The organism is Cupriavidus sp. GW823-FHT06D04, assembly GCF_058795055.1.
The window spans coordinates 170561-187768 of sequence record NZ_JBXAHL010000003.1 but is presented as its reverse complement, the minus strand read 5'-3'; the positions used below and the strand labels follow the sequence as shown (position 1 = coordinate 187768).

The following is a 17208-nucleotide window of genomic DNA, read 5'->3' as shown; positions in this document are numbered from 1 at the left end:
CTGGCCGGTTCGCCGTCCCCGGCAGATGGCTTGCGTTGATCCGGCGCCGCCGGTTTCCTTCCGGTCACCATGGACAGGATCAGGTTCTCCCTGTGCAGCCGGCTCATCAGAATCGCGGCGACAACATGCACGCTCACCAGCGCCAACAGCGCGTCGGCGAGGATGCCATGGAGCTCCTTGGGCCAGTCTTCGCCCCAGAACATATCCAGTCTCGACATCCAGCCGGTGGCGGCAAGTGAAAGGATGAGGATCCACAGCACGAGCATCATCAGCGCGCCAAGCGGATTATGGCCAAGGTGGCGGGGCGGACGCCCGGCAATGGCGGCCTTGACATAGGCAACCACGCCGCCGCGGCCGGGAAGCCATTCGCGGATATTCCCGGCACCGTTGCCCACCATGCCCCACTCTACGCGGACCAACACCAGGCACGCGGCCGCGTAGCCAAGGTTGCGGTGCAGCGGCCCGCCGGAATCCTCATACAGGTCCCAGAGCACCAGTGCCGCCACGCCCCAGTGCGTGAAACGGACAATGGGATCCCAGATCTGGACAGACTGGCGCGAAGGCTTCATGGCGCGGCGGCAGGGAGGTGCGGTGTTACTTCTCGATTTCCGCCTTGACTATGTCCAGCGTCTTGGTATCGAAGTAGATCTCCGCCTTCTTTCCTTCCGTGGTCGTGCCGTAGATCTCGTAGCAATTCCCGTCGACCTTGAACTTCTTGATGTTGTAGCCCTGCGCTTCAATCTTGGCGCGGGCATCGCTCTCCTTCATCCAATCGCTCTTGGGGTGCGCGGGACATTTCGCGCTGGCCAGCGCGGAACCGGACACCAGGACCATTGCCATCAGCGCGCCAATTCTAAGCATGAGACGTCTCCGTATCGTGGGAGCAATCAGCATAGTGCACCCAATAATGATTCGCAATCAGCGACAGCACTACTTGGCGGGGCTTGAGGTTCTGCTGGCAATGGCCTGTGGCGTCTGGGTGATCAACAGCATGTCAATCGGAACCCGTGGCAGAATAGGTGGCATGTCGTACGCATACGCTCCTGCACTGCTGATTATTCGCGCCATCCGATCTTTCGGTGGGTAGCGCGCGTCTGGCCAGAGTGCAAAACCCGCCCGGTGGCGTAATGCCGTTCAGTTAAGATCCCTATTGAGGAAGCGAACGGCGTAGCGTGAAGGGCGGGATTTGACGACCCGGTCGCATGAGCGGCCGGGTCGTTTCACACTGGGCAGCGACTTTAGGCGCTCGCGTAGGCGCCGCAGGCAGGCGGGCAATTTGGCGTAGGCTGGCGTGACGGCTGCCCACATCATCTCGTGCTGGATGACATGGAAGGCGCGCACGAAGTTCATGTCGGTCGGCGCGAGCTTCGCTTCTCGGGCGGCGCAGGCCATCTCGCGACGAATCAGGTTGTAGGCGATCAAGGCGCCCCAGATTTCCTGGCATACCCCATCGACGGTTCGGCTGCGCAGCGTCAGTTCCATGCCGAGCATCGACTGCTTCAGTTCCCGGTAGCTCGTTTCGATCTGCCAGCGGCGTTCGTAACAGGCGACGATATCAGCAGGTTTGAAGCGTCGGCGATCGAACAGCGAAGTCAGCAGAATTCGGCTACGTCCGCGTGCATCGATGGTGCGGATCGCCCGCGCCTGCCAGAACTCCGGCAGCGCCGGACACTTCTTGCGTGCCTGCGGCGAAACACGCATGCGTACCGTGCCCTCCATACACGGGAACCAGCCGAATCGATCGTACTGGCACCACATCAGCCTGTTGCAGGTCTGACAAGCCAAGTCTAGCGCGTTGCAAAACTTTTCCGCAAGACTTTCAGTGATGGCTGGCGTATTGAAATTGCCGTCTCCCGATTCATCGCTGACCTGCGAGGCGGCTGAGAGTGGGGGAATGATCCGGCCACCGCTGCGGATTCAACTGTGTGAAGGGCGCCGGTTGTTTCTTCCCGACCCATTATAGGTAGTCCGTCCCGCTTTCATCGATACTTTGGGACTGGCAGCTTCGCCAGTGAAGGGCGTACTCCCAGCGAGAGAACGCGAACACGAAGTGATACAGGCGGTGAGGGAATGGAACGCCGGAGATGGTGATGCCCAGCGCCTGCATATCGGTGAAGTCCGACAGTGCCCGGATCCCCGGTGCGTGTTCCTGTGGGAAGAAGACTTCCTTGGCTGGCCCGGACACAGCCCGCCACTTGCTGATGCGCCGTTCGAGCGTGCGGCGCATGCTGTCAGGGTATTGGTCGGGATGGTCGTCCTGAAGCTTGCGCAGAATGGTGATGGCTTGCAGGCGCGGCTCGCTAGCAAGCATCGGCACGACTTCGGTGTCCCAGACCTCGACGAATGGATCGGGCCGCGAGCGCCAGTAACGGCGGGGCTTCTGCGAAGGCAGTTGGCTATCACGTTCGATACGCCGGGCACTTCGCACACTGATGCCGGCCTTGGCAGCGGCAATCTCCTGGGTATGCTGTTTGCGTTTGGACATGTAGAGGCGAACCTGTTGGTCGGTAATACGGGTTCCAGACATGGACTGACCGCTTATTGATGCGATCAGCCATCGTAGAACCCGGCCAACTCGGCGCCGCCGGTGGCGGAAACTCTCCGGCGGCTACGCCGCCTCCGAGTTCCCGCCACCGGCCAAGATGATTGTCGCTACGCCGGCGCATTGACTCATCAGAATTGCAACTCGCGCTGACCTGTTGCCTCACGTAGTTTGCTACCCGTCGGATTGTCCGGCGGGAGCGGCACGAGGTGACGAGGCAAATCAGCATGACGACACGCAAGGAGTTGGTCGCAGCATTGCAATTGCGGTATGGCAGCGCGACGTTCGGTGACCGGGTCAGGATCCTCGACGAGTTCGTGGCTTTGACCGGGTATCACCGCAAACACGCCATCCGGTTGTTACGACAAAAGCCCGGCGCGGCAAAGGGGACGAGCGAGCGCAACCGGCTATATGACGAAGCGGTACGCCAGGCACTGACAGTGTTGTGGGAAGCTGCCGACCGGGTCTGCGGCAAGCGACTACAAGCGCTGATACCGAAGCTGGTTGATGCCATGGAGCGGCACGGCCATCTCGACCTGAATCCAGTCGTCAAGGCCAAACTCCTGCAGATCAGCGCGGCGACCATCGATCGCATGCTAGCCAATGCGCGTGCGCACATCGATGGGCAGCGCAAACGGCGTACGGGAGTGGGCTCGGGCATCCGGCGCAGCATTCCAGTGCGTACCTTCGCCGACTGGCGCGATCCACCACCTGGCTTCTTCGAGATCGACATGGTCGAACACTGCGGCGGATCGAAGATAGACGGTGAATTTGTCCGCACCCTCACGCTGACTGATATCGCCAGCGGCTGGACAGAATGTGTGGCCATGCGAGTACGTAACCAGATGCTGGTGATTGAAGGATTTGAGAAGGCGGCTGCCGATCTGCCATTCGCGATGCTTGGAGTTGACTCGGATAATGACAGTGCGTTCATGAACCAGAGCGTCCTCGACTACTGCAAGGGCCGTGGCCTTGTGCAGACGCGCTCGAGGGCCTACAAGAAGAACGACCAGGCCTGGGTGGAGCAGAAGAACGGCGCCGTCGTGCGGAGGCTTGCCGGCTATGGCCGGCTGAGCGGTGTCGATGCCACGAACGCGCTGGTGCAGCTGTACGCTTCATCGCGGCTATACATTAACTTCTTCCAGCCTTCGTTCAAGCTGAAGTCCAAGACGCGTGACGGCGCGCGCGTACACAAGGTCTATTTAGCGCCGGCGACGCCGTGCGATCGGCTTCTGGCACACGACAGCGTCGCCCCCGCTATCAAGGAGAAGCTGAAGGCACAGTTCAAAGGCCTCGATCCTGTGCGGCTGCTGCAGGAGATGCGAATGGCTCAGCAAACATTGAGCGAGTTCGCAGCTCACGGTGTGTGTGCTGAAGCAGCGCCAGCCGGTGAGTCAGACGTTGCGGTCTTCCTCGCCGGCCTTTCTTCGGCATGGAAGGAAGGTGAGGCACGTCCAACACACCGGAAGCATCCGAAGGCAAAGCACTGGTGGCGAAGTCGGGTGGATCCGTTCGCCGACGCGTGGCCGCTAATCGAAGGATGGCTGATTGCAGAGCCCTCAGTGCCGGCCAACGTATTGATGGATCGGTTGGCCTCGATGTTTCCAGAAGCGTACGCGAGTAAGGCACAACTACGAACGCTGCAGCGCCGGGTCAAGGCGTGGCGAGCAGAGCGCGTGAAAGAACTAATTCTGGGTGACCTGCGAAAGTCCGCTGACGCGTCAGCCGAAGTGTGAGTTACGGAAAAGTTAAAAGTCGCCGGGGGCCGGGCGCTCCGCGCCCGGCAAACCACGAAAGAAGAGAAGAAAGAAAGCGAAACGACAACAATTCGTCAGGTAACATTCCTTCGTGAGGCAACACGGCCGGACAAAATGATTGTCGCCGCCCAGACATTCATTCTTGACGCTGTTTCCGATCAACCCCTCAATGCTCGCAAAGTACCGCGAGGCGTTCAAACCGAGCCGAGCCAAGGACGATCCCACCGATGCAGAGTTGGCACTTGACCTTTTGCTTCGTCATCCTGATCGGTTCAGTGCACTTAATCCGCAGAGCGCTGATATGCGCTCTTTGCTGAGCTTGATTGAGCAGCGTCGCGAACTGGTCGGCGATAAGATTCGATTCACCAACCGACTGACCCATGCTCTGAAGCAGTACTATCCTCAAGCCTTGGAATGGTTTGAGGACATTGACACCATACAGTTCTGTGATTTCCTCACTCGCTGGCCCACGCTGCCAGCAGCCAAACGCGCGCGGAGGACGACCCTCGAAGACTTCTTCCATGCGCACAACTGTCGACGGGCCCAACTAATCGAGAGGCGTTTGGCGTCTATCCGGGGTGCTATGCCTATGACGGACGATCCCGGCGTTGTCGCACCCAATCGCTTGCTCGCGTTGATGTTGGTAGCTCAGCTACGGAAAGTGCTCGCAGCGATCGACGTGTTCGACAAGGAGATTGCGAGGATAGCACGCACACTGCCTGACTTCGACCTATTTGATAGTTTGCCTGGCGCCGGGCCGCATTTGACGCCGCGGCTGCTAGCCGCGTTTGGTGAGCAACGTGATCGCTACAACGGGGCGGAGGAACTGCAGAAGTACTCCGGCATTGCGCCAGTCACTGAGCGCAGCGGTAAGAAGCGCTGGGTGCATTGGCGCTGGCAATGCCCGACTTTCCTGCGGCAGACATTCGTCGAATGGGCGGGACAGACCATCAACAAATCGTCCTGGGCTGGGGCCTACTACCGCCAACAGCGGGCCAAGGGCAGTTCGTACCAAGCGGCCGTCCGCGCACTAGCATTCAAATGGATACGTATCCTGTACCGCTGCTGGCAGACAGGAACCAGGTACGACGAAGGCCTGTACCTCAACGCCTTGAAGAGGCGTGGTTCGCCACTCATTGGGCAATGCGGCCCACGATCTTGAGCGAATGGGTTTCGATGGCCGGCACCGGTGGCTCTTCGCCCACGTGCAGGAACAGGTCCAGCACCGAGGCGCCCAGCGCCGTGCCCGCGGGCGGCAGGACCCAGTCCATGGTGGCGAGCTCGTGCCAGTCCAGCGCGCGCTTGCCCAGATGCCGAACATCCGTCACTCCACACCACAGGAGCCCCCTTGATGCCTGTCATCGATGTTCACACCCACATCTTCACAAAACCTTGGCTGGAGCTGCTCAAGCGCAAGGGCGGCCTCTACAACATCCAGCAGCGCCCCGACGGCCAGCACGAGGTATTCCGTGGCGACACGCCCGTGGTCATCCCACAGAAGGGGCACTTCGACTACGATCTACGCATCCAGCACATGGACGCGGCCGGCATCGACATCTCAGTCATGTCGCTGACTTGCCCCAATGTGTTCTGGGGCGACGAGGAAACCAGCTGCGAAGCGGCGCGTGAATCCAACGATTCGCTGGCGCAGGCGCAGGCGGCTCACCCGAGCCGGCTGCGCTGGTTCACCTCGCTGCCGTGGGAATACCCGCAGCGCGCGCTCGACGAGCTCAAGCGCACCTGCGACAACGGTGCGAGCGGCGTCATGGTGCTAGCCAACATCGCCGGCCGCAGCCTGACCGACCCGGCCTTCGCACCCATCTGGGCCGAAATCGACCGTCGCGCGCTGCCGGTGCTGGTGCACCCCACCGATCCGCCGGGCGCCGACCTGATGGACATGACCAAGTTCGACCTGAGCTGGTCCGTGGGCTTCATGTTCGACACCACGCTCGCCATCACGCGCATGATCTTCGAGGGCTTCTTCGACCAATACCCCAACCTCAAGATCATCGCCTCGCATGCGGGTGGCGCGTTGCCCTACCTGGCCGGCCGTTTCGGGAAGGGCCACGAGGTCGAGATCCCCCAGCGGCGCAAGATGCAGCGCACGCCCATCGACTACCTGCGCCACATCCACTACGACTGCATCTCGTACAGTCCGGCTTCGCTGGAGTTCCTGATCTCCGTCGTCGGCGCCGACCGCGTGATGTTCGGCACAGACTGGCCGCACCGGGTTCACGACACGCGCGGGTCCTTCGCCAATACCGAGCGGCTGTCCGCCGCGCAGCGCGACGCCGTGCGTTCGGGCAATGCCAAGCGAGTATTCGGCTTCTGATCGACTTCGGCTGACCAAGGAGACTCATCACCATGATGAAGCGACGCGTTTTCAATCGGGTTGCAACCATGGCGCTGGCCGCCGTGCTGCCCATGGGCGCCCTCGCCCAGGACAAGCCGCCCCTCAAGCTGCTGGTCGGCTTCGCGCCCGGCGGCTCGGTCGATGTCGTGGCGCGGCTGCTGGCCGAGCGCCTGCGCCTGCCGCTCGGCCAGCAGGTGGTCGTCGAGAACAAGCCCGGAGCTGGCGGTCGGCTGGTGCTTGGGGAAGTAAAGCGCGCGCCGGCCGACGGCAACACGCTGGTAATTTCGCCCAGCGGCGCGTTGGTGATTTCGCCATGGCTCTATAACCTCAACTACGACCCGGTGAAGGACTTCACGCCCATCGCGCGTGTGGTGACCTTCGACTTTGCGGTGACGGCGGGTCCGGTGGCGCCGTCCGGTGACATCCGCGCGGTGCTGAACTGGCTCAAGGCCAACCCGGCCCGCGCCAACTACGGCACTTCGGGCGCGGGTACCGTGCCCCACTTTGCGGGCGTGCTGCTGTCGCAGGCCTCAGGCGTGCCGCTCACGCACGTGGCCTACAAGGGCGGCGCGCCGGCGGTGTCCGATCTGCTGGGCGGACAGATTCCTATCATGGTGGACACGATATCGGAGACCATCGAGCATCACCGCGCGGGCCGCCTGCGCATCCTCGCGGTCACGGGTAACGCGCGATCGCCGGCGCTGCCCGACGTGCCCACGCTCAAGGAGTCCGGAATCGATGCCACAGCGGAGGCCTTCGTCGGCCTGTTCGCCCCGGCAGGCCTGCCGGCCGATAAGGTCAAGCGCCTGTCCGACGCGATCGCCGAAGTGCTCAAGGCGCCCGATCTCCAGGCGCGCGTCCGCGAGATCGGCCCGAATGCGAACTACGCCGGCCCGCAGCAACTCGGCGAGACCCAGGTCGCCGAGCTCAGGCGCTGGGAACGGCCCATCAAAGCATCGGGCTACAAGGCCGAGTGACGTTGCCGTCGACGCGGTGCTGCAGTTGTGCGAGCGCGAGGAAGAGGGCCGCCAGGCGCGAGTACCGCTCGGCGCTGACGAGAGACATGCCAGAGGAAATTCGCTCGGTGCTACTGCGTCAGTACGAGGGCATGCAGAATTATCACGAACGCATCCACGCCATGCGTGGCATGCAGATTCACTGACGCGCCGAATCACGCCTGATTGACCCGATCGCACCAGGCGGGCCGGAAGCCGGGAAGCTGCCGGCCCGCTTCTTATTTCGACGCTGGGTAGTGCCTCAGGCGGCCCGGCGAACCTCCGCCGCCACCCCGGCCAGCATGAGGTCGAGGTTCTGCACTGCCGCCCCCGAAGCACCCTTGCCGAGGTTGTCGAACACCGCTGCCAACAGCACCTGCCCGTGCTCGCGGTTGGCGAACACGCCCAGGCGCAGGGCGTTGGTGCCGTTCAGTGCCTGCGGGTCGAGGTGAGTGGCGGCGGCCGATTCGGCTAGCGGCATCACCTCGACATGGCGGGCGCCGGCGTAGTGGTCGAGCAGGCAGGCGTGCAGCCTGCCGACGTCCGTGCCGGATGCCAGCAGGTCCAACTCCAGCGCCACCGTCAGTACGATACCTTGCCGGAAGGCGCCGTAGGCCGGCACGAAGGCGGGGCGCCGTGCCAGGCCCGCGTGCTGCTGGATTTCAGGCGTGTGCTTGTGCGCCAGGCCCAGGCCATAGACCTGGAAGGGCAGGGCCCGGGTGGCCTGCGGTCCCTCGTAGGTATCGACGGCGGTGCGGCCGCCACCCGAATAGCCCGACACCGCGTGGATGGCGAGGGGGTAGTCGTGCGGCAGCAGGCCGGCCTCCACCAAGGGGCGCAGCAGGCCGATCGCCCCGGTGGGATAGCAGCCCGGATTGCTGACGCGCAGCGCGCCCGCGATGCGCTGCGCCTGGCCGGCGGCCATCTCCGGAAAGCCGTAGGTCCAGCCGGGCTGCGTGCGGTGTGCCGAACTGGAGTCGATCACACGCACTGCAGGGTTGACGATGGACGTCACCGCCTCGCGTGCGGCGGAGTCCGGCAGGCACAGGATGGCGATGTCGCAGCCGTTGATGGCGTCGGCGCGCGCGCGCGCATCCTTGCGCTGGCCGGCGGGCAGTGTCAGCAGGCGCAGATCGTCGCGTCCGCGGAGGCGTTCGTGGATCTGCAGGCCGGTGGTGCCCTGGTCGCCGTCGATGAAAACAAGAGGGTAGCGCATGGGATGGATCCTTGGACGTGGCGTGAAAGTGGCGGCCCCGGCCGGTGCAGCATCAGCTCTACGTTGGTGCGGCCGGTTACAGGAAGCGCCATCTTGCGCCACCGGATAGAATCGAAGAAGTTGAATTTCATGACGATGAAATTCATGTTTCCTGAACGATATCCTCGTCAGCAGATACGCCCTTAACCGGAGTTCCGCCCCATGCGCGAGATCAGCCTGGACCGCCTGCGTACCCTCGTCGCCATCGCCGATCTGGGTTCCTTCGCCGAAGCTGCGCGCGCGTTGCACTTGGCTCCGCCCACCGTCAGCCTTCACATTGCCGAGCTGGAAGCCCGCGTCGGTGCGGTACTGCTGACGCGTAGGCGCGGCGAGGTGCGTCCGTCGTCCATTGGCGAGACACTGGTCGATCGCGCCCGCCGCCTGCTGGCCGATGCCGACCTTGCGCTGGACGACGTGCAGCGTCAGGTGCAAGGGTTGACCGGCCGCGTGCGCCTCGGCGCCTCGACCGGGGCCATCGCCCACCTGCTGCCGCAGGCGCTGGCCATGCTGGCGGAGCGGCATCCCGATATCGACGTGCAGGTGGCTGTGCTTACCTCGCAGGAGACGCTGGCGCGGCTGGCCGCCGGCACGCTGGAGGTCGGTCTGGTGGCACTACCACAGGCGCGCGTGGCGGGGCTGACCATCCGCCCTTGGCGGCGCGATCCGGTACGGGCTTTCCTGCCAGCGAGTTGGCCCTGCCCGGCGCGCATCACGCCGGCCTGGCTGGCAACGCGCCCGCTGATCCTGAATGACGGCACCACGCGCCTGTCGCGCCTGACCGCCGAGTGGTTCGCCAGCGGTGGCCACAGGCCGGCGCCGCGTATTCAGCTCAACTACAACGACGCCATCAAGAGCCTGGTGGCGGCCGGCTATGGCGCGGCCCTGCTGCCACACGAGGTCACCACGCCGGCGCCGGATGCGCGCGTAGTGATGCGGCCGCTGCGGCCGGCGTTGTGGCGGCGACTGGGGTTGGCGCACAGCGGGGAACGGGTAGAACGTGCCACGGAATACGTACTGGAGGCCCTGTGGGCGCTGCGGGCGGGGTAGCGCCATTGGCCTGCGCTATCGGTGCTGCGGCGCCGAGGGTAGGCGTGCAGCCAGCCTGGGCTGCTAGCGACGGGCGGCATAAGCGCCGTGCCGTTTCGGACTAGAATCCTCTGAGGAGGTGTCAGTCATGTCCGCTATCAAGCGCATCGATCCGGGCCATTCCGCCTATCAGGCCGCGCCGCACAGGACGACCCGCTACCCTGCGGAGCACGTCACGTTGACGGCTGACTCCAGGAAGAGGCTGCGCCCCAGTGTGCCGCATCGAAAGGTCGGGCGCGGCAAGGTCGGCGTCGGCGGCAAGTAGGCACCTGCAACCGTCGCTGAAAGCGAACAGGATGTCGTCGATGGCGGCATCGCCGTTGCCGTGGTGATCTGCCCGGGAGCCGATCCAATAGGGCGTGACAAGCCATCACACCGGACGCAACGCCTGCAGCATGATGTCGGCCAGGCGTTGTGATACCTCGGACGCGGGCCCCGGCGCGCGCAGCAGCATCAGGGGCATCTTGCCGAGCGGCGGCAATCCTTCGGCAGCCCCAAGCTGCCGCAGCGATGCCGGCAAGCCGTAGGGCGTGCGGACTACCAACCCAAGTCCGGCTGCCGCTGCGGCCCACAGGCCGCCAAGGTTGGGGCTGGTGAACGAGACGCGCCAGGGAATTCCGGCGCGGTCCAATGCCGCCGTGGCGGCATCGTGGAAATGGCAGGGCCGGTCGAACGCCGCCAGTGGTATCGGCTCGCCAGGTACGATGTGCCACGGCAGCGCAGCCGGTCCGACCCAGCACATCGGTGGTTCGCCGACCACGGCGATATCGGCGCCGGGTTCTCTTGCCGTCCGAGCGCCATCCGCGCTACCCCAGACCAGCGCGAGATCCAGCGTCCGCGCCTGGATGCGGGCGAACAAATCGTGATTGCGCGCCACCATGGCTTCGACCCGGACCTTCGGATGTGCTCGCGCAAACCGCCCCAACACCTCTGGCAACATTGCCTCGCCGAACTCTTCCTGCAGTCCCAATCGCACGCCGCCGGACAGGTCCACCCCTCGCACGGCCGCGGCAGCTTCGTCGTTCAGGGCAACCATTCTGCGCGCGTAACCAAGCAGCAGACTCCCCGCCTCAGTGAGTTCCAGGGTCCTGCCGGCCTTGCGAAACAGCGGCGTGCCGGCCATGTCCTCGAGCTTGTGAATCTGCGCACTGACGGCCGAAGTGGAGCGGCCGACCTGCTCTGCAGCGCGCGCGAAGCTGCCGAGGTCGATGCCGGCGATCAAGCTGCGCAGCGCGGCAATATCAAGATTCGACGCCATGGCAATCGTGCGGAAAAACGAAACAATTGGTCCAAAACTTTCTGATTTTCAAGACGAATATTGGTTGCAATACTGACGCTCTGTCAACTGCCTTATCGGAGGGCCGTCGTGGCCGAGTCCGTCTGTTTTCCCCGCCCTGGTGGTAATTCCCTCGCCGCCTCCGCCGCTTCGCATCGCTGGAAAGTGTTGGGCGTCGGCGTTGCCGCGAACGCCAGCTTCATCGCTGCAGCCAACGGTTTGCCCGCCACCGCGGTGTGGCTGCGCAGCGCCTATCAGATCGACAACGGGGGGCTTGGCCTGCTGCTTGGTGCGTTGGGCATCGGCGCCGCGTTGTCCGAACTGCCATGGGGCGCAGCGGCCGACCGGTGGGGCGACCGTCGCGTCCTGCTGTACGGGCTCGGCGCGACCGCTGTCATACTGGCCGTGATGGCACTGTTTCTGGCCCCAAGGCCGGATCGCGTGCCGCCCTTGCCGGTGGCGATGGCCTGCATGGCGCTGCTGGGACTGGCGGGCGGCAGCGTCAACGGGGCCAGCGGGCGGGCGGTGATGCGATGGTTCGCCGAAGGCGAGCGCGGCCTGGCGATGAGTATCCGCCAGACGGCGGTGCCCCTGGGCGGCGCGCTAGGAGCGCTCGTGTTGCCGTGGCTGGCTTTTGCCATGGGCTTTCGCTGGGTGTACGCAGTCCTGGCCGCGCTCTGCTTTGCCTCTGCCTGGCTGACTTGGCGATGGCTGCACGAACCCACGCATCTCGCTTCCCCCACGTCGGCACAACGCCATGCGCACGACAATGCCAGCCCGTTGCGCAGCCTGCGGGTCTGGTGCATTGCCGTGGCCATCGGCATCCTGTGCGCACCCCAATTCGCGGTTTTGAGCTTCGCCTCGGTGTTCCTGCACGATGCGGCCCATGTGGGTGTGTCGGGCATCGCCGCCACCCTTTGCGCTGTGCAGCTTGGCGCGATGGCGATGCGGATCTGGAGCGGCCGCCATACCGATCGGCGTGGCAACCGCCGTGTATGGCTGCGCCATTGCACGCTGATCGCCGCGCTGATGTTCGTGCCGCTGGCCCTCTGCGCGGCGGTCGGGCAGAGTGTTCCTGCGACGCTGACCATGGTCGCGGTCGTGCTGGCTGGCATCGCGGTTTCGGCCTGGCATGGGGTTGCCTACACCGAACTGGCGACGCAGGCGGGCGCGGAGCGGGCGGGTACGGCCCTCGGCCTGGCCAATACGCTGGTCTTTGCCGCGTACTTCGCTGCCCCTGCGGCGATTCCGCTACTGCTCGATCGCGGCGGCTGGGCCGGCGTCTGGCTCCTGGCGGGGGCCTGCGCGGCGACGGCGTGGCCGCTTTTTCCCCGGGCTGGCGATCGTCCCAGCAACTGACCGACGTTTCCAGTCACTGCTTCAACCGGCGAGCAGCTTCCCATTTATAAGCATGTGCAGGGTTCTGACAAGGAGAACCACGATCGCGATGCTCAGCATGGCGAGGAGGAGGATCGCAATCACCGTCACGGGCCAGGCCTGGGCGAACATCGAGTATTTCAGCGCGGCACTCGCGAGGGCCGCCATCGGAAAGCTGATGGCCCACCAACCGGAAGCGAACGGAATTCCCTTGCGAAAGACTTTAGGCGCCAGCGTAAGGAATATGAAGAGGCCGAAGTAGAACAGCAAGCCGGAGAAAGTGTCGACGCGTTGCGTAAAGTTGGTGTAGGCGAGAAAGCCCACTTCGAAGGGTGCCATCAGGATCAACAGGGAAGGAACCATGCCGGCGGGCAGGGGCTCGTGATGAATCATTCGCGACATGATCATCGTAAAGAACAAGAGGGCAATCATTGTCCCAACGGCCAGTGCGAACATGTTGACTTCATGGGCCCACGGCATTGGCATGCTTCCACCTGCAACCGCGATATCCAAAGTGGCGACCCCGGGGATAAACCAGGCAGGAACCGCGTGTGCAGCGTCAATCTTGCCCTGCAGCAGCCGGCTCGCAATCGTGAAACAGAGCGCGATCGTCGCAATTGTGCCCACTATCCAGATGACTTCGGCGAGCGGCTGGCTAAGTTGAGCAACGACCGAGGAGAGCAGCAGGATAGCGATCGTGATCGTGCCGAAGAAGTTGCCAGCGACGGGATGTCGGAACTCGCCGCGGACCGCGTCCGGATGTTGGATTGCCTTGACGAGATACCCCGCGCTCAGCGCCAGGAACACGACGATAGCGAGGATCCCGGCTGCCGCGGATATCAGTGGCGTTACCCCAAATTCCTGGCTGGCCTGGCGCCACGCGATCGAGAGCCCGGCAATGCCCATCACGGACGCAAACAGGTTGACGGGCAAGTTTTTGATGGAAGCGTTCCGTTGCAAAGCCTGCGGTTGGGTACTCGATAGTGTTGACACAGCACATTCTCCAGACTCTCGACGCGTTCGCCGAGGAATGCCTGGATAGTAGGCGCTTCCACCCAGAAAGATAATCTGCCATCATCAAGAATCACCCTCCCAAAAAATGAGAACGTGGCCGATCGTTTCGAATCCATGTCGATTCTGGTGGCCGTGGTCGACGCAGGCAGTTTTTCTGCAGCTGCCCGGCAGCTCGAGATTCCGCTTGCAACGGTCAGCCGCAAGGTCGCAGAACTGGAGTCACACCTGAAAACCCGACTCCTGCATCGCTCCACCCGGCAACTTGCGCTCACAGAAGCCGGACAGTCCTATGTCGCCGCGTGCCGGCGCATTCTCGATGAAGTTGGAGAAGCAGAGCGTGCCGCATCGGGGGAATACGCGGCGCCTAAAGGTGAACTTGTCATGACGGCGCCCATTGTCTTCGGACGCTTGCACTTGTTGCCGGTGGTCGCGGAATTCCTCAAGACTTACCCGGACATCGATGTGCGGATGGTGCTGACCGACCGTGTGATGCATCTTCTTGAAGAGCAAGTCGACGTCGCAGTGCGGATCGCTGAACTACCCGACAGCAGTTTCATAGCGACGCGGATTGGCACAACGCGTCGGGTGGTATGCGCGAGCCCAGCCTACTTCGATGAACATGGCACGCCGACGAACCCCCTTGAGCTAACCGGCCATGCATGCATCACCATGGATCAGATTGCATCCAGGCAAGTCTGGACTTTCCTGTCGGGCAAGGCGGAGGTGGAGGTGCCCATCCGCTCGCGGCTTGTCGTGAGCACTGCCGAAGCCGCAATCGACGCGGCGGTGGCCGGGGTCGGCCTCACTCGCGTGCTGTCCTACCAGATGGCGGACGCGATCCGTGCCGGTGCGGTCAAGACCACGCTCGAAGCGTTCGAGCCAGCGCCGTGGCCCATCAGCCTGGTTCACCCTGGACAGGGGATTCTGCCGCTGAAGTTGCGCGCATTTCTTGATTTCGCCGGGCCACGATTGAAGGCTCGGTTGAAGGAACTAGGCGTCTAATGGGCTTATGCTTTGCTCGGGGCCCGCAGATATCCAGGTCACCGCCTCGGGCGTACCGAGCCGGGCACGCCAGGGCATGGACGGCGAGTTGTCACGAGCGACCGGTAGATCCACCGACTACTATTAGACGTCGACAACTTGGTAACGAAGACGAACGTCCGATTGGTGCTTCAGGAGACGACCGCTGAGCCGGCACGCCCGTATCTACCGGTAGCCTAGTGTGAGGCTCGCATGGATGAGGCAGGACGCATGCAAGGTTCGATCGAACTGTATGGAGCATTGACTGGCAACTGTATCCGTGCCGCGATCGCGCTTGACGAGGCGGACATCCCCTATACGGTCACGCGGGTCAATCTGGCTGCGGGTGAACAGCGCAGCGAGCAACATCGTGTCCTGAATGCTTTCGGCAAGGTTCCGGTACTTGTCGAGTACCGGAACGGCGGCAATTTCGTGTTGACGCAGTCGAATGCCATCATGCTGTTTGCGGCCGAGCGCTCCAGGAACAAGCTCCTGCCCGCCGATCCGGTGGCACGCGCCAAGGTCTATGAGCGTTTTTTCTATTTTCTGACTGACGTGATCGCGGTAAGTCACTGTGCGTTCCGGCTTGAGCAGATCGGCGCAGGCGCTCACGCCTCGCACATCCATGAACTGGCAAGAGCCTCACTCATCGAAGCGGAGCAATTCCTGACGTCGACAGAGTTCATGGCTGGCGATACGTTTTCGCTTGCCGACATTGCGGCATTCACCATCGCAAGTACCTTCAGCGGCAATATTCAGTGGTCGGATCACCCGGCCCTTATGCGGTGGTTTTAGACAGCCGCACAACGTCCCGCCGTAGTGAAGGGACTGAAGGCATTCGAATAAGGATTCACTTGCGGCCCTATCTTCCTGCCCGCGGCGCAGCAGAAGCGCCGCAGGGGTAACTTTTTTCTGCCGAAAAGTCCACCGGCACCCCGCAATTCTCTTCCTTGACTTCCATTTAGATGTTACATACCATCTAAATAAGATGGTTAGCGACCACACACAAAGGTACGGAGAAAGGTGATGCGGAAATCAAAGGTTGAAACAGCGGATACCCGCCGACGCATTGTAGAGGTCGCGGCGCGAGAGTTCCGGATCCATGGCATCCAGGCGACGGGATTGAACAACGTGATGTCGCCGTTAGGCCTCACGCAGGGCGGTTTTTATCGGCATTTCTCTTCGAAGGATCAACTGATCGCAGAAGCGTGTTCCCAGGCGATGACCGAGGTCATCGACGGGCTGGAAGCCGCCGCGCGAGATAGCGATGCGGACAACGGATTTGCCGCCGTCGTCAATGCCTATGTGTCTGAGCACCACCGCGACACACGGACAGGCGGATGTCCGCTGGCGGCTATGGGGAGCGAACTCGCCAGGGCTGATGCGCAGACGCGGGCGGCAGCCACGCAAGGTTTTGAAGAGCTGGTCGATGTACTGGCGAAGCGAATGGACGGCAAGTCGCCAAAGGCGGCAAGGTCCTCGGCTGTGTTTGCAGCGGCGGCCATGATTGGGGCCGTAACGATGTCAAGAGTCGTTGAAGATTCCGACGCTTCAGCGGCGATTCTGGAGGATGTGAAGCAGCACCTCGGGGCGATGTAAACCTGTCGGACACATTCACAGATTGGGGCAATACATGGAACGGCGCAAATATCTCATCACTGGCGCCACCGGCAAGACCGGGATCTACACCACCCGATTTCTGCTCAACGCTGGGCACGCGGTTCGCGCGTTCGTACACCAGGAAGATGAGCGCAGCGCTGCGCTGCGCAATGAAGGCGCCGAGATCTTCGTGGGTGACCTTCTCGAGCATGACGACGTGATTCGCGCCATGGAAGGCGTTGCGGGAGCGTATCTCTGCTATCCGGTTCGCCCGGGCTACATTCAGGCCACCTCATACTTTGCCGATGCCGCAAAGCGCGCCGGCGTAGACGTCGTCATCGAGATGTCGCAAATCTCGGCGCGGGACGATTCGGAGAGCCATGCCGCCCGCGACCACTGGATCGCCGAGCGCGTGCTCGACTGGTCCGGTGTGCCGGCCGTCCATATTCGCCCGACCTACTTCTCCGAATGGCTGACTTTTCCGTGGGTACTCGACCCTCTCGTGCAGGAAGGAAAGATCACGTTGCCCTATGGTGCCGGTCGTCATGCACCGATTGCCGCCGAGGACCAAGCCCGTCTGATCGCAAATATCCTTGCTGAGCCTTCGAATCATATCGGCAAGGCCTACTCCCTCTTTGGTCCTGTCGAGCTGAACCAGCAAGAAATCGCCGATGAGATTGGCAAGGTGCTGGGACGCAAGATCACCTATGCGCCGTCGACCCTTGAGCAATATCGTGAGCATCTGGAGAAGTACAACCTGCCGGAATTCGTGATCCAGCATTTCCTGGCTACCGCGGTCGACTATCAGAACGGCATCTTCTCCGGTACTGACGGCGTCATCAAGGAGATCACGGGCAAGGCGCCGCAGACGGTCGCTGAATTTGTAGAGGCCAATCGCGAGGTCTTCGAAGCATAAACTCGACCCGGAGCTGGA

General features: G+C 62.9%; 15 protein-coding genes and 4 pseudogenes. 11 read left to right on the top strand and 8 right to left on the bottom strand.

Annotation, left to right across the window (positions count from 1 at the left end):
* Positions 1-53 precede the first annotated feature (53 nt).
* The 4 genes and pseudogenes from AC1Q7H_RS06950 to AC1Q7H_RS06935 all read right to left on the bottom strand — a co-directional run.
* Positions 54-569: pseudogene (locus AC1Q7H_RS06950) on the bottom strand (cytochrome b/b6 domain-containing protein); the annotation flags it as partial.
* Between the two features lie 25 nt (positions 570-594).
* Entirely contained in the window at positions 595-861 is a 267-nt protein-coding gene (locus tag AC1Q7H_RS06945) for a PepSY domain-containing protein (protein ID WP_492380158.1), read from the bottom strand.
* Between the two features lie 273 nt (positions 862-1134).
* Positions 1135-1716: pseudogene (locus AC1Q7H_RS06940) on the bottom strand (transposase); the annotation flags it as partial.
* Positions 1717-2017: 301 nt separating this feature from the next.
* Positions 2018-2527, bottom strand: a pseudogene (locus AC1Q7H_RS06935) (IS21 family transposase); the annotation flags it as partial.
* 242 nt (positions 2528-2769) lie between these two features.
* Between AC1Q7H_RS06935 and AC1Q7H_RS06930 the strand changes: the two are divergent.
* Entirely contained in the window at positions 2770-4278 is a 1509-nt protein-coding gene (locus AC1Q7H_RS06930) for an integrase catalytic domain-containing protein (protein ID WP_492381070.1), read from the top strand.
* A gap of 151 nt (positions 4279-4429) precedes the next feature.
* Positions 4430-5461: pseudogene (locus AC1Q7H_RS06925) on the top strand (IS110 family transposase); the annotation flags it as partial.
* Here the strand turns inward: AC1Q7H_RS06925 and AC1Q7H_RS06920 are convergent.
* Positions 5433-5627: a hypothetical protein gene (locus AC1Q7H_RS06920; protein ID WP_492380003.1), complete on the bottom strand. Its 195-nt coding sequence runs from the start codon at positions 5625-5627 to the stop codon at positions 5433-5435. The pseudogene AC1Q7H_RS06925 and the gene AC1Q7H_RS06920 overlap by 29 nt on opposite strands.
* 23 nt (positions 5628-5650) lie before the next feature.
* Between AC1Q7H_RS06920 and AC1Q7H_RS06915 the strand changes: the two genes are divergently transcribed.
* The gene (locus tag AC1Q7H_RS06915) at positions 5651-6631 is read left to right on the top strand and encodes an amidohydrolase family protein (RefSeq protein WP_492381069.1); all 981 of its coding nucleotides are present in this window, start codon (positions 5651-5653) and stop codon (positions 6629-6631) included.
* Between the two features lie 32 nt (positions 6632-6663).
* Positions 6664-7629, top strand: coding sequence for a Bug family tripartite tricarboxylate transporter substrate binding protein (locus AC1Q7H_RS06910; protein WP_211979616.1), 966 nt, complete (start codon positions 6664-6666; stop codon positions 7627-7629).
* Between the two features lie 280 nt (positions 7630-7909).
* Here AC1Q7H_RS06910 and argC read toward each other — a convergent pair whose 3' ends face one another.
* Complete coding sequence (gene argC / locus AC1Q7H_RS06905; RefSeq protein WP_211979617.1) at positions 7910-8863, bottom strand: N-acetyl-gamma-glutamyl-phosphate reductase; 954 nt, start codon at positions 8861-8863, stop codon at positions 7910-7912.
* A gap of 201 nt (positions 8864-9064) precedes the next feature.
* Here argC and AC1Q7H_RS06900 point away from each other — a divergent pair, with 201 nt between their 5' ends.
* Together AC1Q7H_RS06900 and AC1Q7H_RS06895 are read left to right on the top strand one after the other, a co-directional pair.
* Positions 9065-9949, top strand: a complete 885-nt coding sequence (locus AC1Q7H_RS06900; RefSeq protein ID WP_013952059.1) for a LysR family transcriptional regulator — start codon at positions 9065-9067, stop codon at positions 9947-9949.
* 127 nt (positions 9950-10076) lie between these two features.
* Positions 10077-10253 carry a hypothetical protein gene (locus tag AC1Q7H_RS06895; RefSeq protein WP_211979618.1) on the top strand — a complete coding sequence of 59 codons (177 nt, stop codon included), beginning with the start codon at positions 10077-10079 and terminating at the stop codon, positions 10251-10253.
* Positions 10254-10358: 105 nt separating this feature from the next.
* Here the strand turns inward: AC1Q7H_RS06895 and AC1Q7H_RS06890 are convergent, their stop codons facing one another.
* Positions 10359-11246, bottom strand: coding sequence for a LysR substrate-binding domain-containing protein (locus AC1Q7H_RS06890; protein ID WP_211979619.1), 888 nt, complete (start codon positions 11244-11246; stop codon positions 10359-10361).
* Between the two features lie 108 nt (positions 11247-11354).
* Here AC1Q7H_RS06890 and AC1Q7H_RS06885 point away from each other — a divergent pair, with 108 nt between their 5' ends.
* Positions 11355-12623, top strand: coding sequence for an MFS transporter (locus tag AC1Q7H_RS06885; RefSeq protein ID WP_211979620.1), 1269 nt, complete (start codon positions 11355-11357; stop codon positions 12621-12623).
* Positions 12624-12644: 21 nt separating this feature from the next.
* On the opposite strand, the gene AC1Q7H_RS06880 is transcribed toward AC1Q7H_RS06885, so the two are convergent.
* Positions 12645-13634, bottom strand: coding sequence for an SLAC1 anion channel family protein (locus AC1Q7H_RS06880; RefSeq protein ID WP_013952064.1), 990 nt, complete (start codon positions 13632-13634; stop codon positions 12645-12647).
* Positions 13635-13769: 135 nt separating this feature from the next.
* Here AC1Q7H_RS06880 and AC1Q7H_RS06875 point away from each other — a divergent pair, with 135 nt between their 5' ends.
* The 4 genes from AC1Q7H_RS06875 (at position 13770) to AC1Q7H_RS06860 (ending at position 17190) form a co-directional block, all read left to right on the top strand.
* The gene (locus tag AC1Q7H_RS06875) at positions 13770-14657 is read left to right on the top strand and encodes a LysR substrate-binding domain-containing protein (protein WP_041228532.1); all 888 of its coding nucleotides are present in this window, start codon (positions 13770-13772) and stop codon (positions 14655-14657) included.
* 249 nt (positions 14658-14906) lie between these two features.
* Positions 14907-15470: a glutathione S-transferase family protein gene (locus tag AC1Q7H_RS06870; protein ID WP_492381068.1), complete on the top strand. Its 564-nt coding sequence runs from the start codon at positions 14907-14909 to the stop codon at positions 15468-15470.
* A gap of 231 nt (positions 15471-15701) precedes the next feature.
* Positions 15702-16274 carry a TetR/AcrR family transcriptional regulator gene (locus AC1Q7H_RS06865; protein WP_041228534.1) on the top strand — a complete coding sequence of 191 codons (573 nt, stop codon included), beginning with the start codon at positions 15702-15704 and terminating at the stop codon, positions 16272-16274.
* A 34-nt stretch (positions 16275-16308) separates the two neighbouring features.
* Positions 16309-17190 (top strand): NmrA family NAD(P)-binding protein, encoded by an 882-nt coding sequence (locus tag AC1Q7H_RS06860; RefSeq protein WP_492381067.1) that lies wholly within the window; start codon positions 16309-16311, stop codon positions 17188-17190.
* Positions 17191-17208 lie beyond the last annotated feature (18 nt).